Annotated in this window: 22 protein-coding genes; 14 read left to right on the forward strand and 8 right to left on the reverse strand. The window is 46.0% G+C overall.

From position 1 onward, the window contains the following. The first annotated feature begins 78 nt into the window (after window positions 1-78). The 6 genes from aceE to IPL34_RS04810 all read left to right on the forward strand — a co-directional run bounded on the left by aceE (window position 79) and on the right by IPL34_RS04810 (window position 7387). Window positions 79-2778, forward strand: coding sequence for a pyruvate dehydrogenase (acetyl-transferring), homodimeric type (gene aceE, locus IPL34_RS04785; RefSeq protein WP_296838515.1), 2700 nt, complete (start codon window positions 79-81; stop codon window positions 2776-2778). Window positions 2779-2789: 11 nt separating this feature from the next. Continuing rightward, a complete protein-coding gene (locus IPL34_RS04790) occupies window positions 2790-4412 on the forward strand; it encodes a dihydrolipoyllysine-residue acetyltransferase (protein WP_296838516.1) in 1623 nt (540 codons plus the stop codon). Window positions 4413-4427: 15 nt separating this feature from the next. Next, window positions 4428-6221: a dihydrolipoyl dehydrogenase gene (lpdA, locus tag IPL34_RS04795; protein ID WP_296838517.1), complete on the forward strand. Its 1794-nt coding sequence runs from the start codon at window positions 4428-4430 to the stop codon at window positions 6219-6221. Between the two features lie 197 nt (window positions 6222-6418). Next, window positions 6419-6652, forward strand: coding sequence for a DUF433 domain-containing protein (locus tag IPL34_RS04800; RefSeq protein ID WP_296838520.1), 234 nt, complete (start codon window positions 6419-6421; stop codon window positions 6650-6652). After that, a complete protein-coding gene (locus tag IPL34_RS04805; RefSeq protein ID WP_296838523.1) occupies window positions 6649-7002 on the forward strand; it encodes a DUF5615 family PIN-like protein in 354 nt (117 codons plus the stop codon). The genes IPL34_RS04800 and IPL34_RS04805 overlap by 4 nt, the downstream gene beginning before the upstream one ends. A 40-nt stretch (window positions 7003-7042) precedes the next feature. Continuing rightward, on the forward strand, window positions 7043-7387 hold the full coding sequence (locus tag IPL34_RS04810; protein WP_296838526.1) for a hypothetical protein: 345 nt from the start codon (window positions 7043-7045) through the stop codon (window positions 7385-7387). A gap of 22 nt (window positions 7388-7409) precedes the next feature. Here IPL34_RS04810 and hemN read toward each other — a convergent pair whose 3' ends face one another. The 6 genes from hemN to IPL34_RS04840 form a co-directional block, all read right to left on the reverse strand. Then, on the reverse strand, window positions 7410-8795 hold the full coding sequence (gene hemN, locus IPL34_RS04815) for an oxygen-independent coproporphyrinogen III oxidase (protein ID WP_296838529.1): 1386 nt from the start codon (window positions 8793-8795) through the stop codon (window positions 7410-7412). A 109-nt stretch (window positions 8796-8904) separates the two neighbouring features. After that, window positions 8905-10563, reverse strand: coding sequence for an NAD(P)/FAD-dependent oxidoreductase (locus IPL34_RS04820; RefSeq protein WP_296838533.1), 1659 nt, complete (start codon window positions 10561-10563; stop codon window positions 8905-8907). Window positions 10564-10606: 43 nt separating this feature from the next. Continuing rightward, complete coding sequence (locus tag IPL34_RS04825; RefSeq protein WP_296838537.1) at window positions 10607-11389, reverse strand: carbon-nitrogen hydrolase family protein; 783 nt, start codon at window positions 11387-11389, stop codon at window positions 10607-10609. Between the two features lie 98 nt (window positions 11390-11487). Beyond that, on the reverse strand, window positions 11488-12744 hold the full coding sequence (locus IPL34_RS04830) for an N-acetylmuramoyl-L-alanine amidase (protein WP_296838541.1): 1257 nt from the start codon (window positions 12742-12744) through the stop codon (window positions 11488-11490). A gap of 128 nt (window positions 12745-12872) precedes the next feature. Then, window positions 12873-13256: a tRNA (adenosine(37)-N6)-threonylcarbamoyltransferase complex ATPase subunit type 1 TsaE gene (gene tsaE / locus IPL34_RS04835; protein ID WP_296843036.1), complete on the reverse strand. Its 384-nt coding sequence runs from the start codon at window positions 13254-13256 to the stop codon at window positions 12873-12875. Window positions 13257-13297: 41 nt separating this feature from the next. Beyond that, a complete protein-coding gene (locus IPL34_RS04840) occupies window positions 13298-14770 on the reverse strand; it encodes an NAD(P)H-hydrate dehydratase (protein WP_296838544.1) in 1473 nt (490 codons plus the stop codon). On the opposite strand from IPL34_RS04840, the gene queG reads away from it, so the two are divergent. The 7 genes from queG to IPL34_RS04875 all read left to right on the forward strand — a co-directional run bounded on the left by queG (window position 14769) and on the right by IPL34_RS04875 (window position 19759). After that, window positions 14769-15860: a tRNA epoxyqueuosine(34) reductase QueG gene (gene queG, locus IPL34_RS04845; protein WP_296838547.1), complete on the forward strand. Its 1092-nt coding sequence runs from the start codon at window positions 14769-14771 to the stop codon at window positions 15858-15860. The genes IPL34_RS04840 and queG overlap by 2 nt on opposite strands. Before the next feature lie 233 nt (window positions 15861-16093). Then, on the forward strand, window positions 16094-16261 hold the full coding sequence (locus tag IPL34_RS04850; protein ID WP_296838550.1) for a hypothetical protein: 168 nt from the start codon (window positions 16094-16096) through the stop codon (window positions 16259-16261). 182 nt (window positions 16262-16443) lie between these two features. After that, entirely contained in the window at window positions 16444-17079 is a 636-nt protein-coding gene (gene pdxH / locus IPL34_RS04855; protein ID WP_296838552.1) for a pyridoxamine 5'-phosphate oxidase, read from the forward strand. Window positions 17080-17094: 15 nt separating this feature from the next. Next, window positions 17095-17547 (forward strand): isoprenylcysteine carboxylmethyltransferase family protein, encoded by a 453-nt coding sequence (locus IPL34_RS04860; RefSeq protein ID WP_296838555.1) that lies wholly within the window; start codon window positions 17095-17097, stop codon window positions 17545-17547. A 64-nt stretch (window positions 17548-17611) separates the two neighbouring features. After that, window positions 17612-18445 (forward strand): DUF3298 and DUF4163 domain-containing protein, encoded by an 834-nt coding sequence (locus IPL34_RS04865; RefSeq protein ID WP_296838557.1) that lies wholly within the window; start codon window positions 17612-17614, stop codon window positions 18443-18445. A gap of 24 nt (window positions 18446-18469) precedes the next feature. Continuing rightward, complete coding sequence (locus tag IPL34_RS04870) at window positions 18470-19102, forward strand: M15 family metallopeptidase (protein WP_296838560.1); 633 nt, start codon at window positions 18470-18472, stop codon at window positions 19100-19102. 15 nt (window positions 19103-19117) lie between these two features. Beyond that, window positions 19118-19759, forward strand: a complete 642-nt coding sequence (locus IPL34_RS04875) for a precorrin-8X methylmutase (RefSeq protein WP_296838562.1) — start codon at window positions 19118-19120, stop codon at window positions 19757-19759. A 27-nt stretch (window positions 19760-19786) separates the two neighbouring features. Here the strand turns inward: IPL34_RS04875 and IPL34_RS04880 are convergent, their stop codons facing one another. Together IPL34_RS04880 and uvrD are read right to left on the reverse strand one after the other, a co-directional pair. Next, window positions 19787-20110, reverse strand: coding sequence for a hypothetical protein (locus tag IPL34_RS04880; RefSeq protein ID WP_296838564.1), 324 nt, complete (start codon window positions 20108-20110; stop codon window positions 19787-19789). Window positions 20111-20124: 14 nt separating this feature from the next. Continuing rightward, on the reverse strand, window positions 20125-22302 hold the full coding sequence (gene uvrD, locus IPL34_RS04885) for a DNA helicase II (RefSeq protein ID WP_296838566.1): 2178 nt from the start codon (window positions 22300-22302) through the stop codon (window positions 20125-20127). Between the two features lie 170 nt (window positions 22303-22472). Here uvrD and IPL34_RS04890 point away from each other — a divergent pair, with 170 nt between their 5' ends. Continuing rightward, complete coding sequence (locus IPL34_RS04890; RefSeq protein WP_296838568.1) at window positions 22473-25202, forward strand: site-specific DNA-methyltransferase; 2730 nt, start codon at window positions 22473-22475, stop codon at window positions 25200-25202. The last annotated feature ends 72 nt before the right edge of the window (window positions 25203-25274 follow it).

A 25274-nucleotide genomic window follows, 5' to 3' on the forward strand; every position in this document is an offset into this window, starting at 1 on the left:
TCTTTTGCGCATCTTACTAACGCTATTCTGCTGAAGAACACCGTTAGCTTTTCTAAACCGCCAAGGAGACAATACCAGATGAGCACTCATCCACACGATATTGACCCGCAAGAAACTCATGAATGGCAAGAAGCCATCGAAGTCGTCGCTGAACGCTCTGGTGCAGAGCGAGCCAAATACCTATTAGAACAAACGGCTCATGCTGCCTATGAAGTAGGCGTTGAACCTCCCGATACTCATACACCGTATATCAATACTATCCCCGTCGATCAACAGCCTACCTATCCGGGTGATTTAGAAATCGAACGTAATATCCTGCGTGCTTTACGTTGGAATGCGACCGCGATGGTAGTCCGTGCCAACCGTAAACCCGCCGAACCCGGTGGTCATATTGCCTCCTTCCAATCTTCTGCCATTTTTTACGAAGTAGGCTATAACCACTTCTGGAAAGGTCATAATCACCCTAATGGCAGCGATATGCTGTTTATTCAAGGACATACTGCACCGGGTACTTATGCCCGCGCCTTTCTTGAGGATCGTATTAGCGCCGATCAATTAGAAAATTTCCGTATTGAATCACAAGGTAAAGGCTTATCGTCTTATCCTCACCCCTACTTAATGCCGGACTTTTGGCAATTCTCCACCGTATCGATGGGCTTAGGCCCGATTATGGCGATTTACCAAGCGCGTTTTCTAAAGTATTTGGAGCATCGTGGTTTTGCCAAGATTGCTGATAAGCATAGCGAAGGACGCAAAGTCTGGGCCTTCTTGGGCGATGGTGAAATGGATGAGCCAGAATCACAAGGTGCGATTTCATTAGGCTCACGCGAGTGCTTAGATAACCTCATTTTTGTGGTCAACTGTAACCTACAACGTCTCGATGGCCCTGTACGTGGTAATGGCAAAATTGTCCAAGAGCTAGAAGGTAATTTCCGAGGCGCGGGTTGGAATGTCATTAAAGTACTATGGGGTTCCGGTTGGGATCGTCTCCTTGCTAAAGATACTAAAGGTTTATTACGTAAGCGCATGATGGAGTGCGTGGACGGTGAATACCAAAACTTTAAAAACAAAGGGGGCGCTTATACTCGCGAACATTTCTTTGGTAAGTATCCTGAATTAAAAGAAATGGTCGCCGATATGACCGACGACCAAATTTATTATGATTTATTACGCGGTGGTCATGATCAAGAAAAGATTTTTGCTGCGTACACTGAAGCGGTCAATACTGTAGGTCGCCCCACTGTGATCCTCATGCATACCGTTAAAGGTTACGGTATGGGTGAAGCGGGTGAAGGGATGAATATCAGCCACCAGCAAAAGAAACTCAGCTCGGATCAACTACGTAAATTACGTGATCGCTTTAGAATTCCGGTGACGGAAGAGCAAGTAGAAAATGCTTCATTCTATAAGCCTGCACCTGAATCGTTAGAAATGAAGTATCTGCACGAGCGTCGTAAAGCGTTAGGTGGCTACTTACCCAATCGTCCACAAAACTTTGAAACCTTGGCGATTCCGAGCCTAACTGAATTATTTGATGCGCTGTTGAAAGAGACGGGCGAACGTACTTTGTCGACCACGATGGCGATGGTGCGGGTGATGGTATCTGTTGCTCGTCATAAAGAATTAGGTCCACGCCTTGTTCCGATTGTACCGGATGAATCGCGTACTTTTGGTATGGAAGGGATGTTCCGTCAAGTCGGTATCTATGCTCCCGATGGTCAGCTTTATGAACCCATGGATGCCACCGACATTATGCCCTATCGTGAATCCTCTAAGGGGCAATTGCTCCAAGAAGGCATTAATGAAGCGGGTGCTATGTCTTCATGGGTTGCGGCCTCCACTTCTTATGCCAATAATCATGTGATGATGATTCCGGTGTATATCTTCTACTCTATGTTTGGTTTCCAACGTATTGGCGATCTGGCATGGGCGGCGGGTGATATGCTAGCACGCGGCTTCTTGATTGGAGGTACTTCGGGGCGTACTACCCTGAATGGTGAAGGGTTACAACATCAGGACGGTCATAGCCAATTATTCGCAGGCTTTATCCCTAACTGTATGTCTTATGATCCGACCTTTGCCTATGAAGTCGCGGTAATTTTCCATGACGGTATGAAGCGCATGTATGAACAAGGTCAAAACGTGTTCTATTACATCACTACCCTGAATGAAAACTACTCTATGCCCGCTATGCCAGAAGGTGCAGAAGAAGGCATTATCAAAGGGATGTATGCCTTCAACAAGGCAGATGGTACAGGTAAACATCGCGTTCAATTAATGGGTTGCGGCTCTATTTTACGCGAAGTGATTGCAGCGGCTGAATTGCTCAAAAGCGATTGGAATATTGATGCTGATATTTGGGCCACTCCTAGCCTCAATGAAGTGGCACGCGATGGTATGGCTTGTGAGCGTTGGAACTTATTACATCCTGATCAAGAGCCACGCTTACCTTGGATTACTCAATGCTTACAAGGAGCTGAAGGTCCAGTGATTGCCTCGACTGACTATATCCGTCAATTCACTGAGCAAGTGCGTGCCTTTGTACCTAATCCGTATTACACCTTAGGCACGGATGGTTTTGGTCGCTCGGATAGTCGTCAAGCATTACGCCATCACTTTGAAGTAGATCGCTACTATGTCGCTGTCACCGCTTTAAAAGCTTTGGCAGATCAGCACAAGTCTTCAACCGCGACCGACAAAATCACAGCGAGTACTGTGTTAGCAGCGATGGCTAAGTACAATATTGATCCTGAAAAGCCTAACCCACTGTACGCTTAAGGAGCGAGTTCATGAAAGAAATTAAAGTACCCGATATTGGTAATTTCTCCGACGTTAATGTCATTGAAGTGCTCGTTAATGTGGGTGATACCATTAAAATCGATGATCCTCTCATTACCCTTGAGTCGGATAAGGCGTCAATGGATATTCCTGCTCCACAAGGCGGTGTGGTAGAGGCAATTAAAATTAAAGTAGGCGATAAGGTTTCTGAAGGTAGCCTTATTCTAGTATTGAAGGATGCGGGCGAGCCGAGCCTTAATGTAGCCGCAGCAGAGGCACAACCCAAAGTGGGCAATGCTCCCGCTGAGGCAACTAAACCCGTAGCAGGTATCAAAGAAATTAAAGTACCCGACATTGGTAACTTTAAAGAGGTAAGTGTCATCGAGGTTTTGGTACACGTTGGCGATGTGATTAAACCTGAAGACTCATTGATTACTTTGGAATCTGATAAAGCCTCGATGGATATTCCTTCACCCAAAGGAGGTAAGGTTAAAGAAATCAAGGTTGCAGTAGGCGATAAGGTTTCAGAAGGTAGCCTAATTCTACTCTTGGAAGTCGAGGGTGCAGCGAGTGATACCCCTAGCACTGCACCGAGTCCTTCAACCGTAAGTACCTCAGCACCTGTAGCAGCCAATACTGCCAGTACGATTAATGATGATGATTTTCGTCGTGCTCATGCTAGCCCCTCCGTGCGCCGTATTGCGCGTGAATTAGGGATTGACCTCTCTAAGGTTAAAGGAACTGGCTTAAATGGGCGCATTACCGAACAAGATGTGCGTGGCTTCCAAGCAGGTGGTAGCGTAGTGGTTAGCACTCCAGCCCCTGTGGTCGCGGCCCCTGCTCCAACACCGAGTGCTAGTACACCAGCGGCTCCTGCTCCTGCTGCTAATAATATGGGTGGTATCCAGTTCATTACTCAACCGGATTGGAGCAAATTCGGTGCGGTTGAAACCGTGCCTATGTCACGCATTGGTAAGCTTTCAGCTAAACACCTACATCGTGCATGGCTCACCGTGCCACAAGTGACTCACTTTGATGAGGCTGATATTACTGAGCTAGAGGCCTATCGTTCTAGCCTTAAGGACAAAGCCAAAGCGATGGGCTTTAACCTCACTCCTTTAGTATTCATGATGAAGGCGGTAGTGGCAGGCTTAAAAGAGTTTCCTAAATTCAACTCAGCGCTCGCGGATGATGGTGAAAACCTGATTCAACGTAAGTTCTACAATATTGGTATCGCGGTTGATACTCCTGATGGTTTGGTCGTTCCGGTGATTAAAGATGTGGATCGCAAAGGCTTATTTGAGCTAGCGCGTGAACTCGGTGACATCTCCAAAAAGGCACGTGAAGGTAAACTCAAATCCAATGATTTACAGGGCGGTTGCTTCTCTATTTCTAGCCTTGGCGGTATTGGTGGTACTAACTTCACCCCATTAGTCAATGCACCTGAAGTCGGTATCTTAGGTCTAACTCGCGCCCAAGAACGCCTAATGCGTAAAAACGGTGAAATAGTGGATCGCCTCATTCAGCCTTTAGCGGTGTCGTATGATCACCGTGTGATTGATGGCGCGTATGCCGCTCGCTTTACGGCACATTTAGCCTTTGTACTGTCTGATGTACGCAATTTAATCCTGTAATCGAGGGAACGAAGCATGAGTCAAATGATTGATATTAAAGTCCCCGACATTGGGGATTTCAAAAGCGTTGATGTGATCGAGGTATTAGTCAAAGCGGGTGATAGCGTTAAGAAGGAAGATGCACTGATCACTCTCGAATCGGATAAAGCCTCGATGGATATGCCCTCACCTCACGATGGCGTGGTGAAAGAGGTATTGATTAAGGTCAGTGATAAAGCATCCGAAGGAACCTTAATTTGTAAAATGGAAGTGGCAGGTGCAGGTGCAAATTCCCCTCACCCTAACCCTCCCCCACAAGGGGTGAGGGGACAAGATACCCCAATGACAACTACTTCTGTTCTCCCTTCCCCACCTGTGGGGGAAGGGTCGGGGATGGGGGGTAAAACTGCTGATATTAGCTGTCAAATGCTCGTACTAGGTGCTGGTCCCGGAGGCTATACCGCTGCGTTTCGTGCGGCTGACTTAGGAATGCAAACCGTATTAGTTGAGCGTTGGAGTACTTTGGGGGGCGTGTGCTTGAATGTGGGTTGTATCCCCTCTAAAGCACTACTCCATGCGGCTAAAGTCTTAGATGAAGCCCATGAAGTCGCAGACTACGGGATTAGCTTTGGCAAACCGACTATCGACATCGACAAACTACGCACTTGGAAAGAAAAGGTCGTGGGTCGTTTAACCGGTGGTCTATCAGGTCTAGCTAAACAACGTAAAGTACAAGTAGTGAGCGGTGTAGGCACTTTCCTCGATCCTAATCACGTAGAAGTCGTCGGCAATGACGGCAAGAAAACTATTGTGCGCTTTGAAAAAGCAGTGATTGCAGCAGGCTCTGAAGCGGTCAAATTACCTTTCATTCCTGATGATCCCCGCGTTATTGACTCCACAGGTGCATTGGAATTAAACGGTATTCCTAAGCGTATGCTAGTGATTGGTGGTGGTATTATCGGGCTGGAAATGGCAACGGTTTATCACGCTTTAGGCTCGAAAATTACGGTAGTCGAAATGCTACCGAATATTGTGGCTGGCGCTGATAAGGATGTGGTGAAACCTTATTTCAACCGCATTAATAAGCGCTATGAGCATATTTGGCTCGAAACTCGTGTGACTAAAGTGGAAGCTACACCTGCGGGTATGAAAGTGACCTTTGAAGGCAAAAATGCTCCCGCAGAACCGCAAGTTTATGACCGTGTATTAGTAGCGGTCGGTCGTACACCCAATGGTAAGCGCATTGGTGCTGAGAAAGCGGGTGTAGCTGTGGATGAGCGTGGTTTTGTGAAAGTGGTTGATACCCAGATGCGTACCACGCAACCGCATATTTTTGCGATTGGTGACATTATTGGTCAACCCATGCTGGCACATAAAGCGGTACATGAAGGCAAGACAGCGGCTGAGGCGGCGTTTGGTATGGCGAGCCACTTTGATGCACGGGTGATTCCATCGGTAGCTTATACCGACCCTGAAATTGCGTGGGTAGGTGTGACTGAGGACGAAGCCAAAGCTAAGGGTATTAAATACGGTAAAGGCGTATTCCCGTGGGCAGCGAGTGGTCGTGCCTTGTCACTCGGTCGCGATGAAGGTATGACTAAGCTGATATTTGACGAGGAAACTGAGCGCGTGATTGGTGCGGGGATTGTCGGCACGAATGCAGGTGATCTGATTGCCGAGGTTGCACTGGCAATTGAAATGGGCGCGAATGCTCATGATATTGGCTTAACCGTACACCCCCATCCAACCCTCTCTGAAACCGTTGCAATGGCGGCAGAGATGTTTGATGGCTCGATTACTGATTTGATTGCGCCGAAGAAACGGCATTAAATCCAGCTATATAAGCTAATGAAAAGGCGGGGTAACTCGCCTTTTTATTATCTTCTTACCTGTGTAAACTGGACATCACAAAATTGCATTCTGTGTTCTCCACAAAGCCATAAACTTGTGTGGTAAAACTAGAAAACACCAACAATCATTATTATTTCTTATTAAGAAAGCTCTAAACTCATTTAAGGTAGATTTTTATGCACTTACTAAATCGTATCACCTTAGATCCTAATATATGTCACGGTAAACCTACCATTCGCGGTCTACGCTATCCCGTTGAAACGATGTTAGAACTTTTCAGTGCGGGGATGAGTATTGAAGAGATATTAGACGATTATGAAGATTTAGAACGCGATGACTTACTGGCTGTTTTATCCTATGCTACGCGTTTATCCCAAGTGAAGAGAATAGAAACGGCATTAGCAGCATGAAGTTTTTGGTTGATGCCCACTTGCCACGCAAACTAGCGATTCAGTTGAAGGAAGCAGGCTACGATACTCGACATACATTAGGCCTGCCCGAAGGTAATCGAACAACAGACCAGTTTATTAATAATCTCTCTATTGAAGAACAGCGTATTGTTGTGACTAAAGATGCTGATTTTGTGAATTCCTTTTGGCTTCAAGACCAACCTTGGAAACTACTTCTAGCCTCGACTGGTAATATTCGTAATGATGAGTTAAAGGCTTTATTTCTGAATAACCTTGAAAAGATTGAAGCTGCTTTTGTTGATGCTCGCTTCATTGAATTGACTCAACATAGTTTGATCATTCATGCCTAAACTTAGGTAAGCAGCAAAATTTATTTAAGGACATGTATAAATGACCCTATTCAGAGTAGTTCTTGTACTGATTTTCATCACCCTTGCTGGCTATACCAGTGTAGTTATTTCAAATTATGGCATGGGGCTATTACCCATATTTTTTGGTGATATGGCTAAGATGCAGTGGCCCGGTCAGTTTAACCTTGATTTTATGTTTATGTTATCCCTTTCAGGTTTATGGGTTGCATGGCGTCACCAGTTTTCGGCTATAGGTATCATTTTGGGAATAATAGCTGTTTTTGGTGGGGCACTATTCTTAAGTGCCTATTTATTTATCGAGAGTTTTCGAGTACAGGGCGACATGAAAGCATTGATGTTAGGGCATGAACGGGCAACGCAATGAGCTAATCCGTTCAGCAAGCCAACTAAATCACTCTAGAAAATCGCTGCTGGGTGGTTTGTTCGCGTAAGTGCTTATCAAACACCATACAAATATTACGAATCAAAAAGCGTCCGCGTGGTGTGACTGTTATCCCTGAAGTACTTAATACTAATAACTCATCCTCAGCCATTGGCTGTAAATCGGCTAACTCTTGCGCAAAATATTCGGCAAAATGGAGATTAAATAACCGTTCCACCTCTGCAAAATCGAGCGCAAATTGGCAAGTCAATTCTTGGATAATATGGCGGCGAATCACATCATCTTCCGTCATGACTAAGCCTTTAATCACCGGAAATTGCCCCGCATCAATAGCAGCATAGTACTCATCTAAAGTCTTAGCATTTTGGCTATAACTATTCGCTACACTACTAATCGAACTTACCCCCATTGCCACCAAATCACAATCCGCGTGAGTGGTATAGCCTTGGAAGTTACGATGCAGCGTACCATTAGCTTGGGCTAGCGCTAATTCATCATTCGGTTTAGCAAAGTGATCCATCCCAATGTATTCATAGCCTGCCTGCGTCAAATGCTCGACCGCCAATTTCATAATCTGTAATTTAGTCTCAGCAGAAGGCAAATCGGCCTCATTAATACGACGTTGTGGCTTAAACAAATGGGGCATATGCGCATAGTTAAACACCGAAATTCGATCCGGCGCTAAACCAATAATCGTGTCTAGCGTTGTTTGAAAACCTTCTACGGTTTGGAAGGGCAAGCCATAAATCAAATCCACACTAATCGATTTAGCCCCCACCGCACGGCAAGCTTCAATCACAGCACGGGTTTGCTCAATCGGTTGAATACGATTGACGGCTACTTGGACCTTTTCATCAACATCCTGCACACCTAGGCTAAAACGATTAAAGCCTGTTTCACGTAAAACATTAATGGTTTCAACCGTGACTGAGCGTGGATCAATCTCGATGGAATAGTCGCGCTCTTCCGTCGTTAACAAATTAAAATGCTCACGCGTTTTAGCCATCAGTGAGCGCATTTCATCATGGTTTAAAAAGGTCGGTGTACCGCCACCCCAATGCAGTTGCTCAACCACGCGCGAGCGGTCATATAACGCGGCTTGCATTTCAATTTCGCGGAATAGGTAAGTGAGGTATTTATCGGATAGGGAGCGGTCTTTAGTAGCGATCTTATTGCAGGCACAATAAAAACATACCGTATCGCAAAACGGGATATGGAAATAAAGCGAGAGCGGCAATAGAGGAGTGGTTTGATTACTTTTCGTTGCTTGTGCTTGATACTCAGCCGCTGTAAAAGCTTTAAACGCTACTGCTGTAGGATAAGAGGTATAGCGCGGTCCTGCTTTGTCATAACGACGAATCAACGCAGCATCAAACTCAACAATACTCATACCAACCTCTTAAGACCCATAACCCAAGTAAAAACTATAAATGCGTTATCTAGCAGAAATTTGCAATGACTTAGCGCAAAAACGCATTAAATTTCTCAGGGGCTTTATCTCAATCAGCTAAGGCAATAGGCCCGTATAGAGGATACTCATCACCCGGACCTTGATTAGTAGCGGCACATTGCCCACCAAAATGACGCATCACACCCCATACGGCATTTAGGCTAGTTTGCACCGCACCCTCCACCCATGCAGGCGTCCAACTAATATCATCGCCAGCTAAGAAAATACCTTTTTCCTGTTCCGGTAAAGTATCCTGCATAAAGTGACCAAACATACGATGGTTATAGCGATAATGACCGGGCAATGCCCCCTTAAATGCCCCCAAGAAATTCGGATCACTTTCCCAACTCACCGTAATCGGATTGCCGATAATATGCTGAGTCATATCGACCTTAGGGTAAATTTTCTTTAAGGCTCCGAGCGCTAATTTCACCCGTTGCTCAATCGGTAAGGGCAACATTTTTAAGGCATCAGACATCCATGAATAGGTCAAACAGATAACGGCGGGTTGATCAGGACCATTATCAAATAAATAGGTTCCACGGGTGAGACGGTCAGTAAGCGTCATAGACATCCTATCGCGCCCTGTTTCGGGGTCTTTATCTTTCCAAAACGGACGATCTACCATGACAAAAGTTTTGGAGGATTGCATATAGCGCGTGCGATCTAGCGCCATCCATAGCTTTTGGCTGAATAGGCTTTCTTGGGTTTGAATGGCGGTACTTAATAGCCACGATTGGCAAGTGACTACTACAGCATCATAGCTGGCGGTCGCTCCCCATTGATCAGTCACATTAATTAAGCCCTGTTCATCACGGAAAATCGCTGTAGCGCCTGAGCGGGGTGCTCCGTGATTCAGTTTAGCTAGCGTAGTACCTTCAGGCCAATGAGCTAGTTGAGCAGGGGCGTATTGCCAAAGCTTACGTGGAATTTGCTCGACACCACCTACAAAATAACGCTGGTGATCATCACACTCGGTCACATTCACACGCAAAATTTCCAGCATACTATTGGGAAAGTCTGAATCCCAACCGCCTGTTCCAAAACCCACCTGCCCAAATACCTCACGGTGTCTAAAGCTTAATTGGCTAAAGGCTTTAGATTGGGTAATAAAATCATAAAAGGTTCCCTCATCCCAACGCTGTACAATCGGATTCCATAGCTCTTTAATTTTAGCTTTGTCACGCTCTCGAATCGCTTGTTGCAAAGCACTAAATTGCGCTCCTTCTTCAAGTGCCTCTTGATAGGCTTTGGCAACCTCTTGGAACATAGGAGGCAAATCAGCTAGCGTTTGGGCATAAAAGGTTTCACCCTCCAAATCAATGACGGTAGAACCCGCTGCTTCAGTCAAAGGATTAGGGAAAGGGCGGCTTTCTGCACCGACTAAATCGGCATAATGATAAAAGGCACGCGATGAAATAGGAAAACGCATCCCGCCTAATTCGGCAATCACGCCCTCAGCACCTTCAAAAGGCTGTGAGCGTAAGCGCCCCCCTAACTGCCCAGACTCATAGAAAATCGGTTGTAAACCCATTTTCATTAGCTCCAGTCCAGCCACTAATCCCGCAATGCCTGCGCCAATAATGGCTACCTTTTTACCGTACTGCTCAGCAGGAATAGCCCCTAAACCCGCTGGATGTTTAAGCCAATCATCATAGGCAAAAGGAAAATCAGGACCAAATAAGGTAACGGGTTGAGTGGCTGACATAATGAAACTCCTAGCGTGGTAGATTCAGTGATTATTGTTAAGTTTAGAAACGATATAATTCTAGACGACGATCAGTGAGATAAGTTAAGGCTTGTCGAGCGGTTTGTAAGGTTGTTTTGTCTAGCTCGGCTATCAGTAATTCCTCAGCATCATGACCTGCTCGCGCTAACACCTGACCATAGGGATCAGCAATACAGGATTGTCCACAATACTCAAACTCGCCCTCATGCCCTATATAATTGGCATAGGCAATATACAGGGTATTTTCAGCCGCACGGGTGGGAATAGTATGGCGGCAGACTAGATCAAAGGGATGCATATTAGCGGTAGGGACTAGCAATAGCTCTACGTGTTGCAGGGCATAAGAACGCGCTACTTCGGGAAACTCCATGTCATAGCAAATCGCTAAAGCACAACGCCAACCTTGCCAACTAAAAGGCTGACATAACGCATTCCCGGCACTAAATTGAGCGTGATCGACCGCACCGTATAAATGAGTTTTCCGATAAACACTCAATACCTCTCCGCACTCATCAATAAAGGCGGCACTATTGTAAATAGCCTCTTGATCTCGCTCGGGAAAACCTAGTACTAGGGCAATCTGATGCTCACGAGCTAATGATTGCAGGGCTTGAAAGTGTGGGTCTTGTAAGCTAAGAGCCTGAACGGAGCAAGCCTCAACACCGATGTTATAGCCTGTTAGAAACATCTCAGGCACGATGAGCAAATTGACTTGTTGAGCTTTGGCTTGGGCAATGAGAGAGGTTAAAGAAGAAAAAGCTAGGTCGATTGTGCGGGGCAAACACTGAGCTAAAGCAATACGCATGACCTACCTCACTGATTAAGTGTCGATAGGTCATTAGAACATGAAGTATCAGGGAGCTAAAGTACTCTACTACAAATCGAGTACTTGAATAGGACTGGTTAAAGCTGAGCCAATACTTGATCAGTCTCGACACTAGCCTCCATCGTGCCGTCTAGCTCATTAGCCTGAACCATTTGATAGCGTTTAACCCCACGGAATAAAGCATCTGCTAATTGTTGCTGGTATTGCGGGGTACGTAAACGCCGCTCCTCGTAGGGATTACTAATAAAAGCCGTTTCTACCAATAGTGAAGGAATATCAAGTGATTTCAGCACCATAAAGCCTGCACTTTCTACCTTAGAGCGTAAGGGAGCACTCACTTGAGACAGTTCACGCAATACCGATTTAGCCACAATCAAGCTTTGATCAATAATATGATTCTTACTTAAATCCAGTAACACCGAGGCAATACGCTCGCTAGTATCGGATAAACTGACACCACTAAATTTAATATCATAGGAGTTTTCGCTCTCGGCTAGCATCCGGGCTGCCTCGCTCGATGCACCTGCATTGGAGAGGATGTAAACCGAAGAACCATCTAAGCGTGAATTATTACTGGCATCGGCGTGAATAGAGACGAAAATATCACCCTTTTTTTCATGCGCAATTTCTAAACGTCGTCTTAAAGGCACTAACTCATCACTATCGCGCGTCATCACCGCACGCATATTAGGAGTACGATCAATTTGCGCTTTGAGTTTACGTGCTACTGCTAATACTACGTCTTTTTCCTTAGTACCATTACGACCAATAGCCCCCGGATCACGTCCACCGTGCCCCGCATCAATGACCACTGTGAAAGGACGTGGAGTACGAGCAGGTGCTTTGTTTATGGCAACCGGCTTAGAAGCACTCGCAGGCGGTACTACGGGAGCCGCTGCAAGAGGGCGTCCTTTGGGCGTTAATAACACCTCAAATACATGCTCATTACCGGATTGGGTCAGGGTGTTTTGGAAATCCACCGCTTGCACCATATCCAATACCACTCTCAGTCCATCATCACGCATAGCATAACGAATACCCTTGAGGGGAGGCCGGTTGTGTTCACCTTGCTTTAAATTGCCTCCTAGACTGGTATCTAATAGATCGATTACCACACGGTCAGGATCAGCTAAAGTGAAAATTTTATATTTCACCGCTTTATCTAAAACTAAGGAAAACTTTAATTGACCTGCATTACCTGCAAGACGTGCACCCGTGAGCTTGGTGCTTGCCACAGCTAAATTACTCAGTGGAAGCCATAAGCCTCCGGTAACACAGGCAAAAGCCCCTGCTTTAAGCAAAAAATTACGTCGTGCTAGATGTTTACTATCCATGGCGAGCTACCAGCAAGCGTTGTAAAAAGGGCGGAAACCCCGAAATTATTCGACTAATACTTATAAATCTTAAACGAGCAGCATTCTTTTTCAAGTAGTTTTTTATGTTTCCTTTGTAAGCTATTGTTTTATATTAAACTATTAACTTTAACCTCCCTACCTGCATTAGCATAATAGATCTCAATACTGCATAGAGGGGGCGGAAGGATACCCTCAGCACGCTCCGGCCATTCTATTAAACATAAAGACTCTTGGTTAAGATAATCACGAATCCCCATATACTCTAATTCCTCCGCATCATTCAGGCGGTAGAGGTCAAAATGATACACGTCCACTCCCTGTAACTGATAAGACTCAACCAAAGTATAAGTAGGACTTTTGACCGTGCCCTGATGCCCCAAAGCACGCAGCCACCCTCGTACTAACGTCGTTTTTCCAGCCCCTAAATCGCCTTTCAAGGTAATTAAACCCTTAGGGAAACGCTGAGCTAATAGTCCACCTAAGGCTTCCATCTCTACTTCATTATTAGGATTAAAGGATTCAGTTTGTATCTTCACGGATTCACCACTACACGTAATTGCGCCATTAAATCACTGGCTAATAAACCACGCTCTCCTTGCTGGGCCGCTATATCACCCGCTATAGCATGAGCTAACACTCCAATACGAGCGGCATTTTCGGGGCTGAAGCGTTGTGCAATGAGTGCTGCAATAATACCCGTCAATACATCACCCATACCACCGCTAGCCATACCCGGATTGCCTGCGGTACAAAATACCAAGCCCTCATCCCCTAAGATCAAAGTACCTGCACCTTTTAGTACCACCGTACCACCATAGCGCTCTTTGAGGGCATAAACCGCACCAATCCGATCCTGCTCTACTGCATGGACAGGTATAGAGAGTAAGCGTGCAGCCTCACCCGGATGCGGTGTAAGCACCCAATCGGAGCGCCTCAAGGGTTGCTGAGCTAAAATATTGAGGGCATCTGCATCAATTACCATTGGCAAATGAGCTACTTTAATACTATCCCATAAACTAAGCCCCCAAGCACTTTGACCTAATCCAGGTCCTATCGCTAATACCGAAGCTCGCTCAATGAGTGCTAATAAGGGGTCTAGTGAGTCCACTGCACTCACCATTAACTCCGGACGATTCGCATTAATGACCATGGCATGTATCGGATGAGTCGCAATAGTTACTAAACCACTTCCAGTACGCAAAGCCGCTTCACCCGCCAAACGTACTGCCCCAGCCATACTAGGCGCACCTCCCACAATAAGAGTATGACCCGCCATACCCTTATGCGCATTACGCGGGCGCTTAGGGAGTGCTTGATTGAGATGCTGCGAATTTAACAAATGCCCTACCGGTGTTTTAATTACCTTCAGCACTTTGGCTGGTAATTTCAAATGATGACAAATAATGTGCCCCACATAATCCGCTGCCTCACCCGTCAATAGACCTTGTTTTAAGCCAATATAGGTTATTGTTTGATAGGCACGTATTGCCACCCCCATCACACGTCCGGTATCAGCATTTAAGCCAGAAGGTAGGTCTAGGGCTATCACGGGCTTAGTCATTTTATTCAGGGCTTCAATAGCTTTTTTATACTCGCCCTCGACTAAGCGACTCAAACCTATTCCCAATAACGCATCCACATAAATATCAGCCTCAGGCAATTTACTATGGAACTCGTGAATCACACCCCCTGTATCTTGAAAGGCTTGATACGCAGTACGTGCTGGCTCTGGTAAATGCTCACCCTTACTTAAAGCCACTACCTCAGTGCGCCACCCCCAAGCCTGAGCTAAAGCTGCCACAATATAGCCATCCCCCGCATTATTACCCGCTCCACAAACCACGCATAACGATTGACTCATCGGCCATTGTTTGCTGATATGCTCAAAGGTAACGCGCCCCGCACGTTGCATTAGCTCCCATGCAGATAAATCTTGTTCAAATGCAGCTTGCTCAATTGCACGAATTTGTGCAGTGTTATAAACCTTTTCGGTCATTTCTAACATGTTGAATTCTCGACACTCTATCCCTTCTGATCTTAACACTAGAATTGAACAGCTCGGAAAGCAACTAGGTTTTAATGCCATAGGTTTTAGTAGTATTGATTTAGGGGCTACTGAAACACAGCTCACTAAATGGCTAGAGCTAGGCTATCACGGTGATATGGACTGGATGGCTAAACACGGTACTAAGCGCACACGCCCTCATGAGTTAGTGCCTAATACCCTGAGTATTATTAGTGTCAGAATGAATTATCTCCCGCCCAATGGACTCGATCCTATTTCAGCCTTGAATCATCCGACTATTGGCTATATTTCCCGTTATGCTTTAGGGCGCGATTATCACAAAGTACTCAAACAACGTTTGGAAAAGCTCGCACAAGGGATTCAACACTGGGTAGATGAGTTTGGGTATCGAGTGTTTACCGATAGTGCTCCAGTGATGGAAAAACCTATTGCGGTGCAAGCAGGTTTGGGTTGGATGGGCAAGCATACCAATGTACTGAGTCGTGATGCGGGTTCATGGTTTTTTCTAGGGGAAATTTATACCGATCTACCCCTTATGCCTAGTCAACCTATCACTGAACATTGTGGGCACTGTACGGCTTGTATTGATATTTGCCCTACTAAAGCCATTGTTGCGCCTTATGTGTTAGATGCACGGCGCTGTATTTCGTATCTCACTATTGAGCATAAAGGCTCCATTCCGGAAGCATTTCGTAAAGCAATCGGTAATCGTATTTATGGCTGTGATGATTGCCAGTTAGTATGCCCTTGGAATCGATTTGCACAAACCTCACCTGAGACAGATTTTAGGGTGCGCCAGCAATTAGATCGCCGCTCATTAGTGGAATTATTCTTATGGACTGAGGAGCAGTTTAATCGTTATTTGGAAGGCTCAGCGATACGGCGCATAGGGCATGAACGTTGGCAGCGTAATATCGCGCTAGCCTTAGGTAATGCACCCACCCAAAATATTGTCCTAGAAGCTTTAGAACAGGTTTATCACAGCACCTCTAGTGCTATAGTACGCGAACAGTGCGCCTGGTCTTTGGCTCAACATCAGTCCACGGATGGGCACGCCGATCATCACTAAAATCAATCCAACTATCGTACCTTCATCCCATTTATCCGAATAATGCTGCATGCCCCCATAAACTCTGTAAATATAAGATCCATACAGTAAACAACCCCAAGCAATACGCCATGATAAAAATAATAAACTGCGTACTAGCTGTGCTGGTTAGCGTTGGATTAACTGGCTGCTCGACTGTACAAAATAATGAATTATATCAGGATTGGCAAAATCACGCTTATAGCGTCTATAACATGCCAACCCCACAAGGTGGGTCACATGCAACCGTGGCAAATAGTAAAGCTAAACCCTCTAATACTCGTGGGTCAGCAGCGACGGCTAGAGTCACCCCACCTAAAGTCAGTTATGAACGTTTAAGTGAAGAAGAACAAAATTATATTGCGTCGCATTATGGACTGTAATAATAAAAACCCTATTACCCTTGTTTGTTAGCCCCTAGAGTCCTAAGGGACTCTATTGGCACAAAGGTTCTAGCCCTTCCTTTGTGCCTTTTTAGCCAGATTGTTTTGATCTGGCTTTTTTCTTTTGCTTTACTAGGCAATTCATTACACTCTTAAATCTTATCAACTGAAGAGCAGCCACTATGGATTTGAGTGAGTTACGCCAAGACTATACTAAAGCTGGTTTAGACCGCGCCACCTTAGATCCCAATCCCTTTAAGCAATTTGAGACTTGGTTTCAACAAGCTACCTCTGGACAAGTCCTAGAACCAAACGCTATGCAAATTGCGACCGTCTCCAGTTCCGGTTGCCCCTCACTACGTACCGTATTGCTTAAAGCGTTTGATGAACAAGGTTTCGTATTTTACACCAACTACCACAGTCAAAAAGCACAAGACATTGCCCAAAATCCTCAAGTGGTTTTATTGTTTTTCTGGAAAGAGTTGGAGCGCCAAGTCGAAATCACCGGACGGGCTGAAAAGGTTTCTACACTGGAATCCTTAAAATACTTCACGAGCCGCCCGCGTGGAAGTCAATTGGGTGCTTGGGTATCCCAACAAAGTAGCATTATTACCTCGCGCTCCCTATTGGAAATAAAGCTTGATGAAATGAAGCGCAAGTTCCAAGAGGGCGCTATTCCATTACCTGATTTTTGGGGTGGATTTAGAATTGTGCCGGACACCTTTGAATTTTGGCAGGGTCGTCCTAGTCGCCTACATGATCGCTTTGAATATCGCCTGCAACAAGGTCAATGGGATATTAAGCGCTTATCCCCCTAATGATGGGTACAACCTATGAAATTGCTTATTCCTCCACCCATTTATTTATTGCTCGCTTTAGGTTTAATGTGGTTACTTAAACACTATATGCCTTTAGTCAGCTTTCAAGGTTTCCCGTGGAACATAATCGGTTGGAGCCTAATTGGCATTGCTTTAGCGGGCGATCTATATGCCTTGGCTTTATTTCTTAAGGCGCGTACTACCTTCAATCCAATTAAGCCCCACAACAGTACCCAGTTAGTCGTCACAGGGTCTTATCGCTTTTCGCGTAATCCTATGTATCTGGGGATGGTACTGATACTCGGTGGTTGGGGCTTAGTGTTAGGTGCGGTCAGTCCCTTTATAGTTATACCGTTCTTTATGTGGGTACTCACTGAAATGCAGATTAAACCTGAGGAAGCCATTTTAACTGAGCGTTTTGGCGTGGAGTATCAGACCTATCTGCGCCAAGTCAGACGTTGGTTGTGAGAGATTTTTCTAACCTAATCCAGTATGCTGCTAGTTAAATAATTTACTTATAGGGATATAGCATATGCGTCGTTTAGCGAACTCTGTAGTGCTGATCGGTTTATTCAGCGCTACCGTTTTAACAGGATGTAACTCTACCGATACCGCCCATGCTAGTAACTTAGATTACCAAACAATTAGTTATCAAAAACAAGGCGGCAAAGCTTGTCCCGCAGGATCTGCTTGGAATAGTGATGAAAGTGCACTGTGTGCCAGTGTGAAAATACTCTATCCCCAGCTCAATCAAGCCGACGCTAATCCTATCATTCAACAAATTAATCAATTTATTGGCGAAGAGACGTTTAGCTATGAAACCGAAGATGGTAAGCAAGCCAAAACCGCCGAAGAACTCGCTAGTTTATTTATCGATGAATACCTTAAACAACCCGAAGTCAGCACGCCGTGGACTTTAGAACGCTCTATAGCCATTGTGTTTAGTACGGACGCTATTCTGACTTTAAAATTCAGTGAATATAGCTATATGGGAGGGGCGCATCCTGCCTCTGGACAAAGCTATTACACACTCAATCGTCACAATGGTAAGCCTTATAAACTCAGCGACTTATTAAACAACGGCTACGAGGATGAGTTAAATATTATTGGCGAGCGTATTTTCCGTGCTGATAAAAAGATTCCAGCTGATCAAATGTTAACAGAGGCAGGCTATGAGTTCCCTAATGGGAATTTTGCCTTGAATAGCAACTTTGCCGCTACTCAGGAAGGTTTAGTATTTTATTTTAATAGCTATGAAATAGCGCCTTATGCCTTAGGCCCTACTGAACTGACTATTCCTTATCAAGATATTCCTAATCTAATCCGTGCTGATGGCCCATTAGCCGCTTTTAAACCTAAAGCTTAATCCTAAACTGACCTGATTATCCAAATGATTGATACAACCAAACGCCCTAGCGACTTTGTGGAGCTAAGGGCTTATGCACCGAGTATTTTGCAAGACTTGCGCTATAGCACACCGAATAACTTTACCGGTACGGTGGTCAGTGGCTATAACGCCAATAATGCTTGGCTAACGCGCAAAACTGCTGAAACCCTAGCGCAAGTTCAACACTCCATTCAACCTTGGGGCTTATCGCTGTATATTTTTGATGCCTATCGTCCTAAGCAAGCCGTACAACATTTCATTGATTGGTCTTATCAAGCTGAAAATCCAGCATTGCAACAGCGTTTTTACCCCAACATGACTAAGCGGCAATTATTTGAATTAGGCTATATTGCTACACGCTCTAGTCATATGCGCGGGAGTACCGTAGATCTGACCCTAGCCACGCAAACCGCACAGGGCTGGCAAGAGCTAGATATGGGTACTGAGTTTGATGTGTTTGGTTTATCCGCAGCACCCGACTATGCAGATCTAAGCCTAACCCAACGCACCAACCGCCTATTATTGCGCTCCCTCATGTTGCAACACGGTTTTCATGGCTTTGAATTAGAATGGTGGCACTTTACCCTCAATAATGAACCTTATCCTGAGCACTATTTTGATTTTGTTGTGGACTAAGGTTGAGATTTTATTATGTTTCATTATCAACGTGATCCTGAGCGTATTGAACAACAAACCTATGAAAAAATCCGCGAGTTAGTCCCATTAGAGCAATTCACCCCCGACCAGCAGCAGGTGGTGTTGCCTGTGATCCGCGCCTGTGGTGAACCTTTAATTGCTGAGCGTTTGCGCTTTAGCCCGCAAGCGATTGAGACGGCTAAAAAAGCTATTCGCCACTATGCTCCTATTTTGTATGACTTTGATACGGTTACCAGTGGTTTACAAAGTGACCTACTGTATCAGGAGCCTTTAAGTTTTATTAATAAGGCAGTGGTCATTTCCCAAGCTAAAGCGAAAAAACAAACACGCTCGATGACTTCGATTGAGTATTGGCGTAAATACCTAGCGGGGGCTATTTGTCTATTAGGTGAATCCAGTACCGCTTTATTTCGCTTACTGGAAATGTTGAAAGAAGAGGACGCGTCCCGCCCTGCGTTAATTATCGCTACCCCCGCTGGTTTTTTACAAACCACTGAGGCAAAGCAATTATTAATGGATCTGTATGATGAGCTAGCGGTGGAATATATATTAATTGAGGGGCGCTGGGGGGGGAGTATGTTTGCAACCAGTATTATGAATGCCTTACTCAGAATTCAGAAAGGCATTCATCTCTAACTCAACGTGAGTGATCGGTACAGTTCACTATTTACAGGGCTTGAACTCGCAATTATTTTTGCCGTCGCGCCCCACCGCCGTACCATCGGGGCACATTTTAACCTCCATGGTACACACCATTTCCTCTACAGCTTTACCACTAGGACAGGTATCGAAGGCACAATTATTAGCCGGATTACGCCCCACTGCTGTACCATCTGGGCAACGTTGTAACTCTTCTGTACAAGCTCCAATGGTCGTCACCGGTGCAACGCCTGTTTGACCTTTATCCGCAGGTACGGCACTTGGTTCACTACAAGCAGACAATATTAAACCGCACGCCAATAAGGCGCTTACCATAATCGCTTTCATCCCAATACCTCTAATTAAATGATTTCAAGATTAGCATAGCCCAACACTAGCCATTTACTACCTTCTTTGCGAAAGGACACTTGTACACGAGCTGATTGCCCTGAGCCTTCCGCATTGGTAATGACACCTTCACCAAATTTAGCGTGGCGCACGCGTTGCCCAACACGATAACCATCCGCCTGCGCTTGCGGTAAAATAGACTTTGTGGGTGGCGTGCGATAGACACCCGCATAGGTTTTGACTTTAGGACGGACTTCGTGAATTAAACCCTCAGGTAATTCACGCACAAACCGTGACACGGGATTAAAACGAGTCGAGCCATGTAATAAGCGCTGCTCTGCATAGGTCAGAATTAATAAGCGCTCAGCACGGGTAATGCCTACATAACACAGCCTACGTTCCTCCTCCATACGTGCAGGATCATCAGCCGACATTTGATGAGGGAATAAACCTTCCTCTAAACCGCACAAAAACACCAAAGGAAACTCTAAGCCTTTAGCCGAATGGAGCGTCATCATTTGCACACACTCTTCGCCCACATCGCCCTGACCTTCACCCGCTTCTAAAGTGGCATGAGCTAGGAAGGCTGCTAAAGGTTCCATCTCTGGCATATCTTCTTGGCGAATATAATTATAACTGTGTGCTGCTGTGACTAGCTCATCTAAGTTATCTATCCGCGCCTGACCTGCTTCCCCCGGCTCTTTAGTTTTAAAATGCTCTTTTAAAGCGGCTAGCTCAATCACGGTTTCAACCTGCTCTGCCAAAGGCAACGGTCTAATATCATTTGCCATTAGCTCAATCAGTTGCAAAAAGCGCTTGATAGCACCTACCGCACGCGGATTAAGTTCACCTAATTGTTCAGCCTCAGCAGCAGACTCCCAGAGTGATTTGCCAGAGCTACGTGCATAGACACGTAAAGCATCGACCGTGCGTTCACCAATCCCACGCGGCGGATGATTCACAATGCGCTCAAACGAGGCATCATCTAAACGGTTAGCGGTTAGGCGTAAATAAGCCAGTGCATCTTTAATCTCAGCCCGCTCGAAAAAGCGCAATCCACCATAGACCCGATAAGGAATACGGCGCTCATTAAAAGTACTTTCAAATACACGAGACTGTGCATTGGAACGATAGAGCACCGCAATTTCAGAGCGTGTTCCCCCCTTCGCTAACCACTGCTCAATTTGTGCCGCCACATAACGCGCTTCATCCATTTCATTATAAGCAGCGTACAGGTACAGTGGCTCGCCCTCCACACCTTCAGTCCAGAGGTTTTTACCCATGCGCCCGTGATTGTGACTGATTAAGGTATTAGCAGCCTGCAAAATGTTTCCCGTGGAACGATAGTTTTGCTCTAAGCGAATAATGGCGCAGTTGTTAAAATCGCGGGTAAAATTACGAATATTCTCAATCTTCGCACCGCGCCAACCATAAATCGATTGATCATCATCACCGACCGCAAACACTGGATTATGCTCGCCTGCTAGTAGACGTAGCCATGCATATTGCAACGCATTAGTATCTTGAAATTCGTCCACCAGAATATGTCTAAAGCGTGCTCTATAGTGAGTTTGGAGTTCTAAATTATCACGTAGTAGTTCCAAGGAGCGCAGCAGTAGCTCAGCAAAATCCACTACACCATTACGATTACAAGACTCTTCGTAAGCGGCATAAATGCGGCGCATTTGGGTAATGGAAAAATCGCCCTTATCTTCAATATGCTGAGGTCGTGAACCTGCATCCTTGGCATTATTGATAAAGTAGGCAATTTGACGGGGTTGCCACAATGCTTCGTCGAGTTCTAGCGCTTTTAGTACGCGCTTAATCATGCGTATTTGATCTTCAGAGTCGAGAATTTGGAAAGTTTGCGGCAAATTAGCCTCACGCCAGTGCATACGCAATAAGCGATGAGCTAAACCGTGAAACGTACCCACCCAAGCGCCCCCAATCGGAACACCTAGTAAACTTTGAATCCGACTCCGCATTTCAGCAGCGGCTTTATTGGTAAACGTCACCGCCAAAATACTAAACGGGGAGACTTGCTCAACCTCAATCAGCCAAGCAATACGATGTACCAGTACGCGTGTTTTACCGCTTCCAGCACCGGCTAGTACTAGCGCTGATTGAGGAGGCAGCCCCACCGCATCGCGCTGGGGTTTATTAAGATCGTTAATGATTGGGGATATGTCCATCACGCTATTGTAGCGTAACTTAAATCTCGTACTAAAGTACTAAGTGTGATTGAATCTTCAAAAGGTAAATTAATCGCCACTTCTCAAAAAATGGGATTTTTGAGAAGATGAGAGGCTTACTCGGTATCAATTCAAACTCTCCCTTCTGTTAAAACCCCAAGGGCTCATTCATGGCAAAGCAACCCGAACCCGCGCAAGCATCTTCGCTTTACGAACACCAACACGAGGCTATCCAGCGCCCGGATATTGGTGTACAGGAAGGCTTCCGCGACCACAAGCCGCCGCGTCAGTATCGCTATGATTCTTCGCTGTCGCCAGAGTTAGCTTGGGATGAAACCGCCGGACGCGAGTTTGCCGAATGGTTGTTGACGCGGATTACCGAAGCCGCTGAACAGGGTGAAGCGGCGGTGTTTGCCGAAGCCTTGGTCTGGCAAGGCACGGGGGAGAAATTCCGTAGCATCCGTGAGTGTGTGGAGCGCTTGAAGACCTTGAGTCAGCCATTTTTGAACTGGGCGGGCAAGGCGGAACGCCATCAAATCAGTGTGCCGACCATTCCGCTGTTTGTGCATGAACGCCATTCGACGCAGGGGATTTTGAACGGGCTGGACAGTTACCGCCAAGCGGGGACGAATCTGGATTTATTTGGTGATCCGCAACTGGATATTGGCGAAAAGCTGGAAGCGTATGAGCATAAAGGGCCGTGGACGAATCGCATGGTGCTAGGGGATTCACTGCATGTGATGAATTCGCTGCTGGAATACGAGGGCATGGGTGGGCAGGTGCAGATGATCTACATTGACCCGCCGTATGGGGTGAAATTTGGCTCGAATTTCCAGCCGTTTGTACGCAAGCGTGATGTGAAGCACGGGGCAGATGAGGAGATGATCCGCGAGCCAGAAATGGTGAAGGCGTACCGCGATACGTGGGAACTGGGCTTGCATTCCTACCTGACCTATTTGCGTGATCGCTTGTTGCTTGCCCGTGAACTCCTCACCGAATCCGGCTCCGTTTTCGTGCAAATTTCGGATGAAAACCTGCACCACGTCCGCGAAGTCCTCGACGAAGTTTTCGGTGCAAACAACTTTATAGCTGTGATTAACTACCGAACAACAACTAATCAAAGTGGCAGATTACTCTCTGCTAATTTTGACTATGTTGTCTGGTTTGCAAAAAACAAAGAAATAATAAAGTACAATCAACAATATTTACCTAGAATTGGATCAAATTGGGTTAATTATGACTATGTAAAACTGCCAAATAATACTTACAGAAAGATGACCAAAGAGGAAAAAGAAACCCCTGATCTTTTACCTGAAGGTAGTCAAATATATCGAAGAGACAACCTAACATCAGCTTCCTCCAGTAGCTCAACATCAATGCCTATTTCTTTTGAAAATCAAGTTTATGTACCAGGAAAAGGGGGATGGAAGACTAACATAGCAGGTTTTGAGAAGTTAATATTTGCCGACCGTTTAGAAGCATACGGAAAAACATTGTCATACAGGCGTTTTGCAAGTGACTTTCCGTTTTTTCCTATCGGTAATTCTTGGGATGACACTGCTTCTGGTGGTTACGGTGCAGACAAAATCTATGTCGTTCAAACCAATATCAAAGTAATTCAGCGGTGTATGTTGATGACGACTGAGCCGGGGGATTTGGTGCTTGACCCGACCTGCGGGAGCGGTACAACGGCGTATGTGGCGGAACAATGGGGGCGACGTTGGATTACCTGCGACACCTCCCGCGTCCCGCTGGCACTGGCACTGGCACGGCAACGCCTCTTAACCGCCACCTTCCCGTGGTACGAACTCAACCAACCCACCCGTGGCCCTGCTGGTGGTTTCACCTACACCCGCAAACAAAACCGCAAAGGCGAAGAAATCGGCGGCAAAGTTCCACGCATTACCCTCAAATCCATCGCCAACAACGAAGACCCCGAAATGGTTACGCTGGTGGACAAACCCGAAATCAACAACAAAATCACCCGCGTGTGCGGCGCATTCACCGTAGAAGCCACCATCCAAGCCGCCCATTCCCCACTCCTCCCTTCACCCCTTGCGGGGGAAGGGCTAGGGATGGGGGGAAACAACCCAACCGCTTACCTCGACCGAATGCTGGAAGTGTTGCGCAAATCCGAACGCCTACAACTCCCCGGCAACAAGCAATTGCAACTCGACAACGTGCGGGCATTATCCAGCACCGACTACGAATACCTGCACGCCGAAGCCACCGAAAAGAGCGATACCGACAAACGCATTGCCATTGTGTTTGGCGCAGAAAGCGGGGCAATCAGCTCTGAGCTGGTCTTCAATGCCGCCAGCGAAGCCAACTTTATGCGCTTTGACGCGCTGTATTTCTTCGGTTTTGCCATCCAAGCCAAAGCCCGCGAACTGCTCGAAGACCGCAAGAAAATGCGCATACCCTGCACTTACGTCGCCGTCACCCCCGATGTAGTCATGTCGGATTTACTCAAAACCAGCAAAGCCTCGGAAATCTTTTCCATTAGTGGCTTGCCGGACATCACGTTTTACCAAACGGGTGAAAAAACACCCGCCAAAGAACCGTTGTATCAAGTCAAATTGTTAGGGCTGGACATCTTTACCCCACACAATTGCGCCACCGAATCTATCGAAGCGGAAAACCTGCCATGCTGGATGCTCGACACTGACTACAACGGCATGAGCTTCATCGCCCGCCAAGTGTTTTTCCCCAAAACTGCCGCATGGGACAACCTACAAAAATCCCTCAAAGGGCGCTTTGCTGACAGCGTGTGGGAACATTTAGCAGGCACAGAAAGTGAACCCTTCCGCTTAGGTGAGCGCCGCCGCATTGCCGTGAAAGTGATTGATGAGCGCGGCAATGAATTGATGGTGGTACGTGATGGAGCCGATGCACGGTAGTTTTGTAAGACAAATAGTCGTGCTAAGGTTTACAAAATATACTAAAAATAGTTATTTTGTAAACCTTGTTGC

The organism is Thiofilum sp., from assembly GCF_016711335.1.
Taxonomy (GTDB): Bacteria; Pseudomonadota; Gammaproteobacteria; order Thiotrichales; family Thiotrichaceae; genus Thiofilum.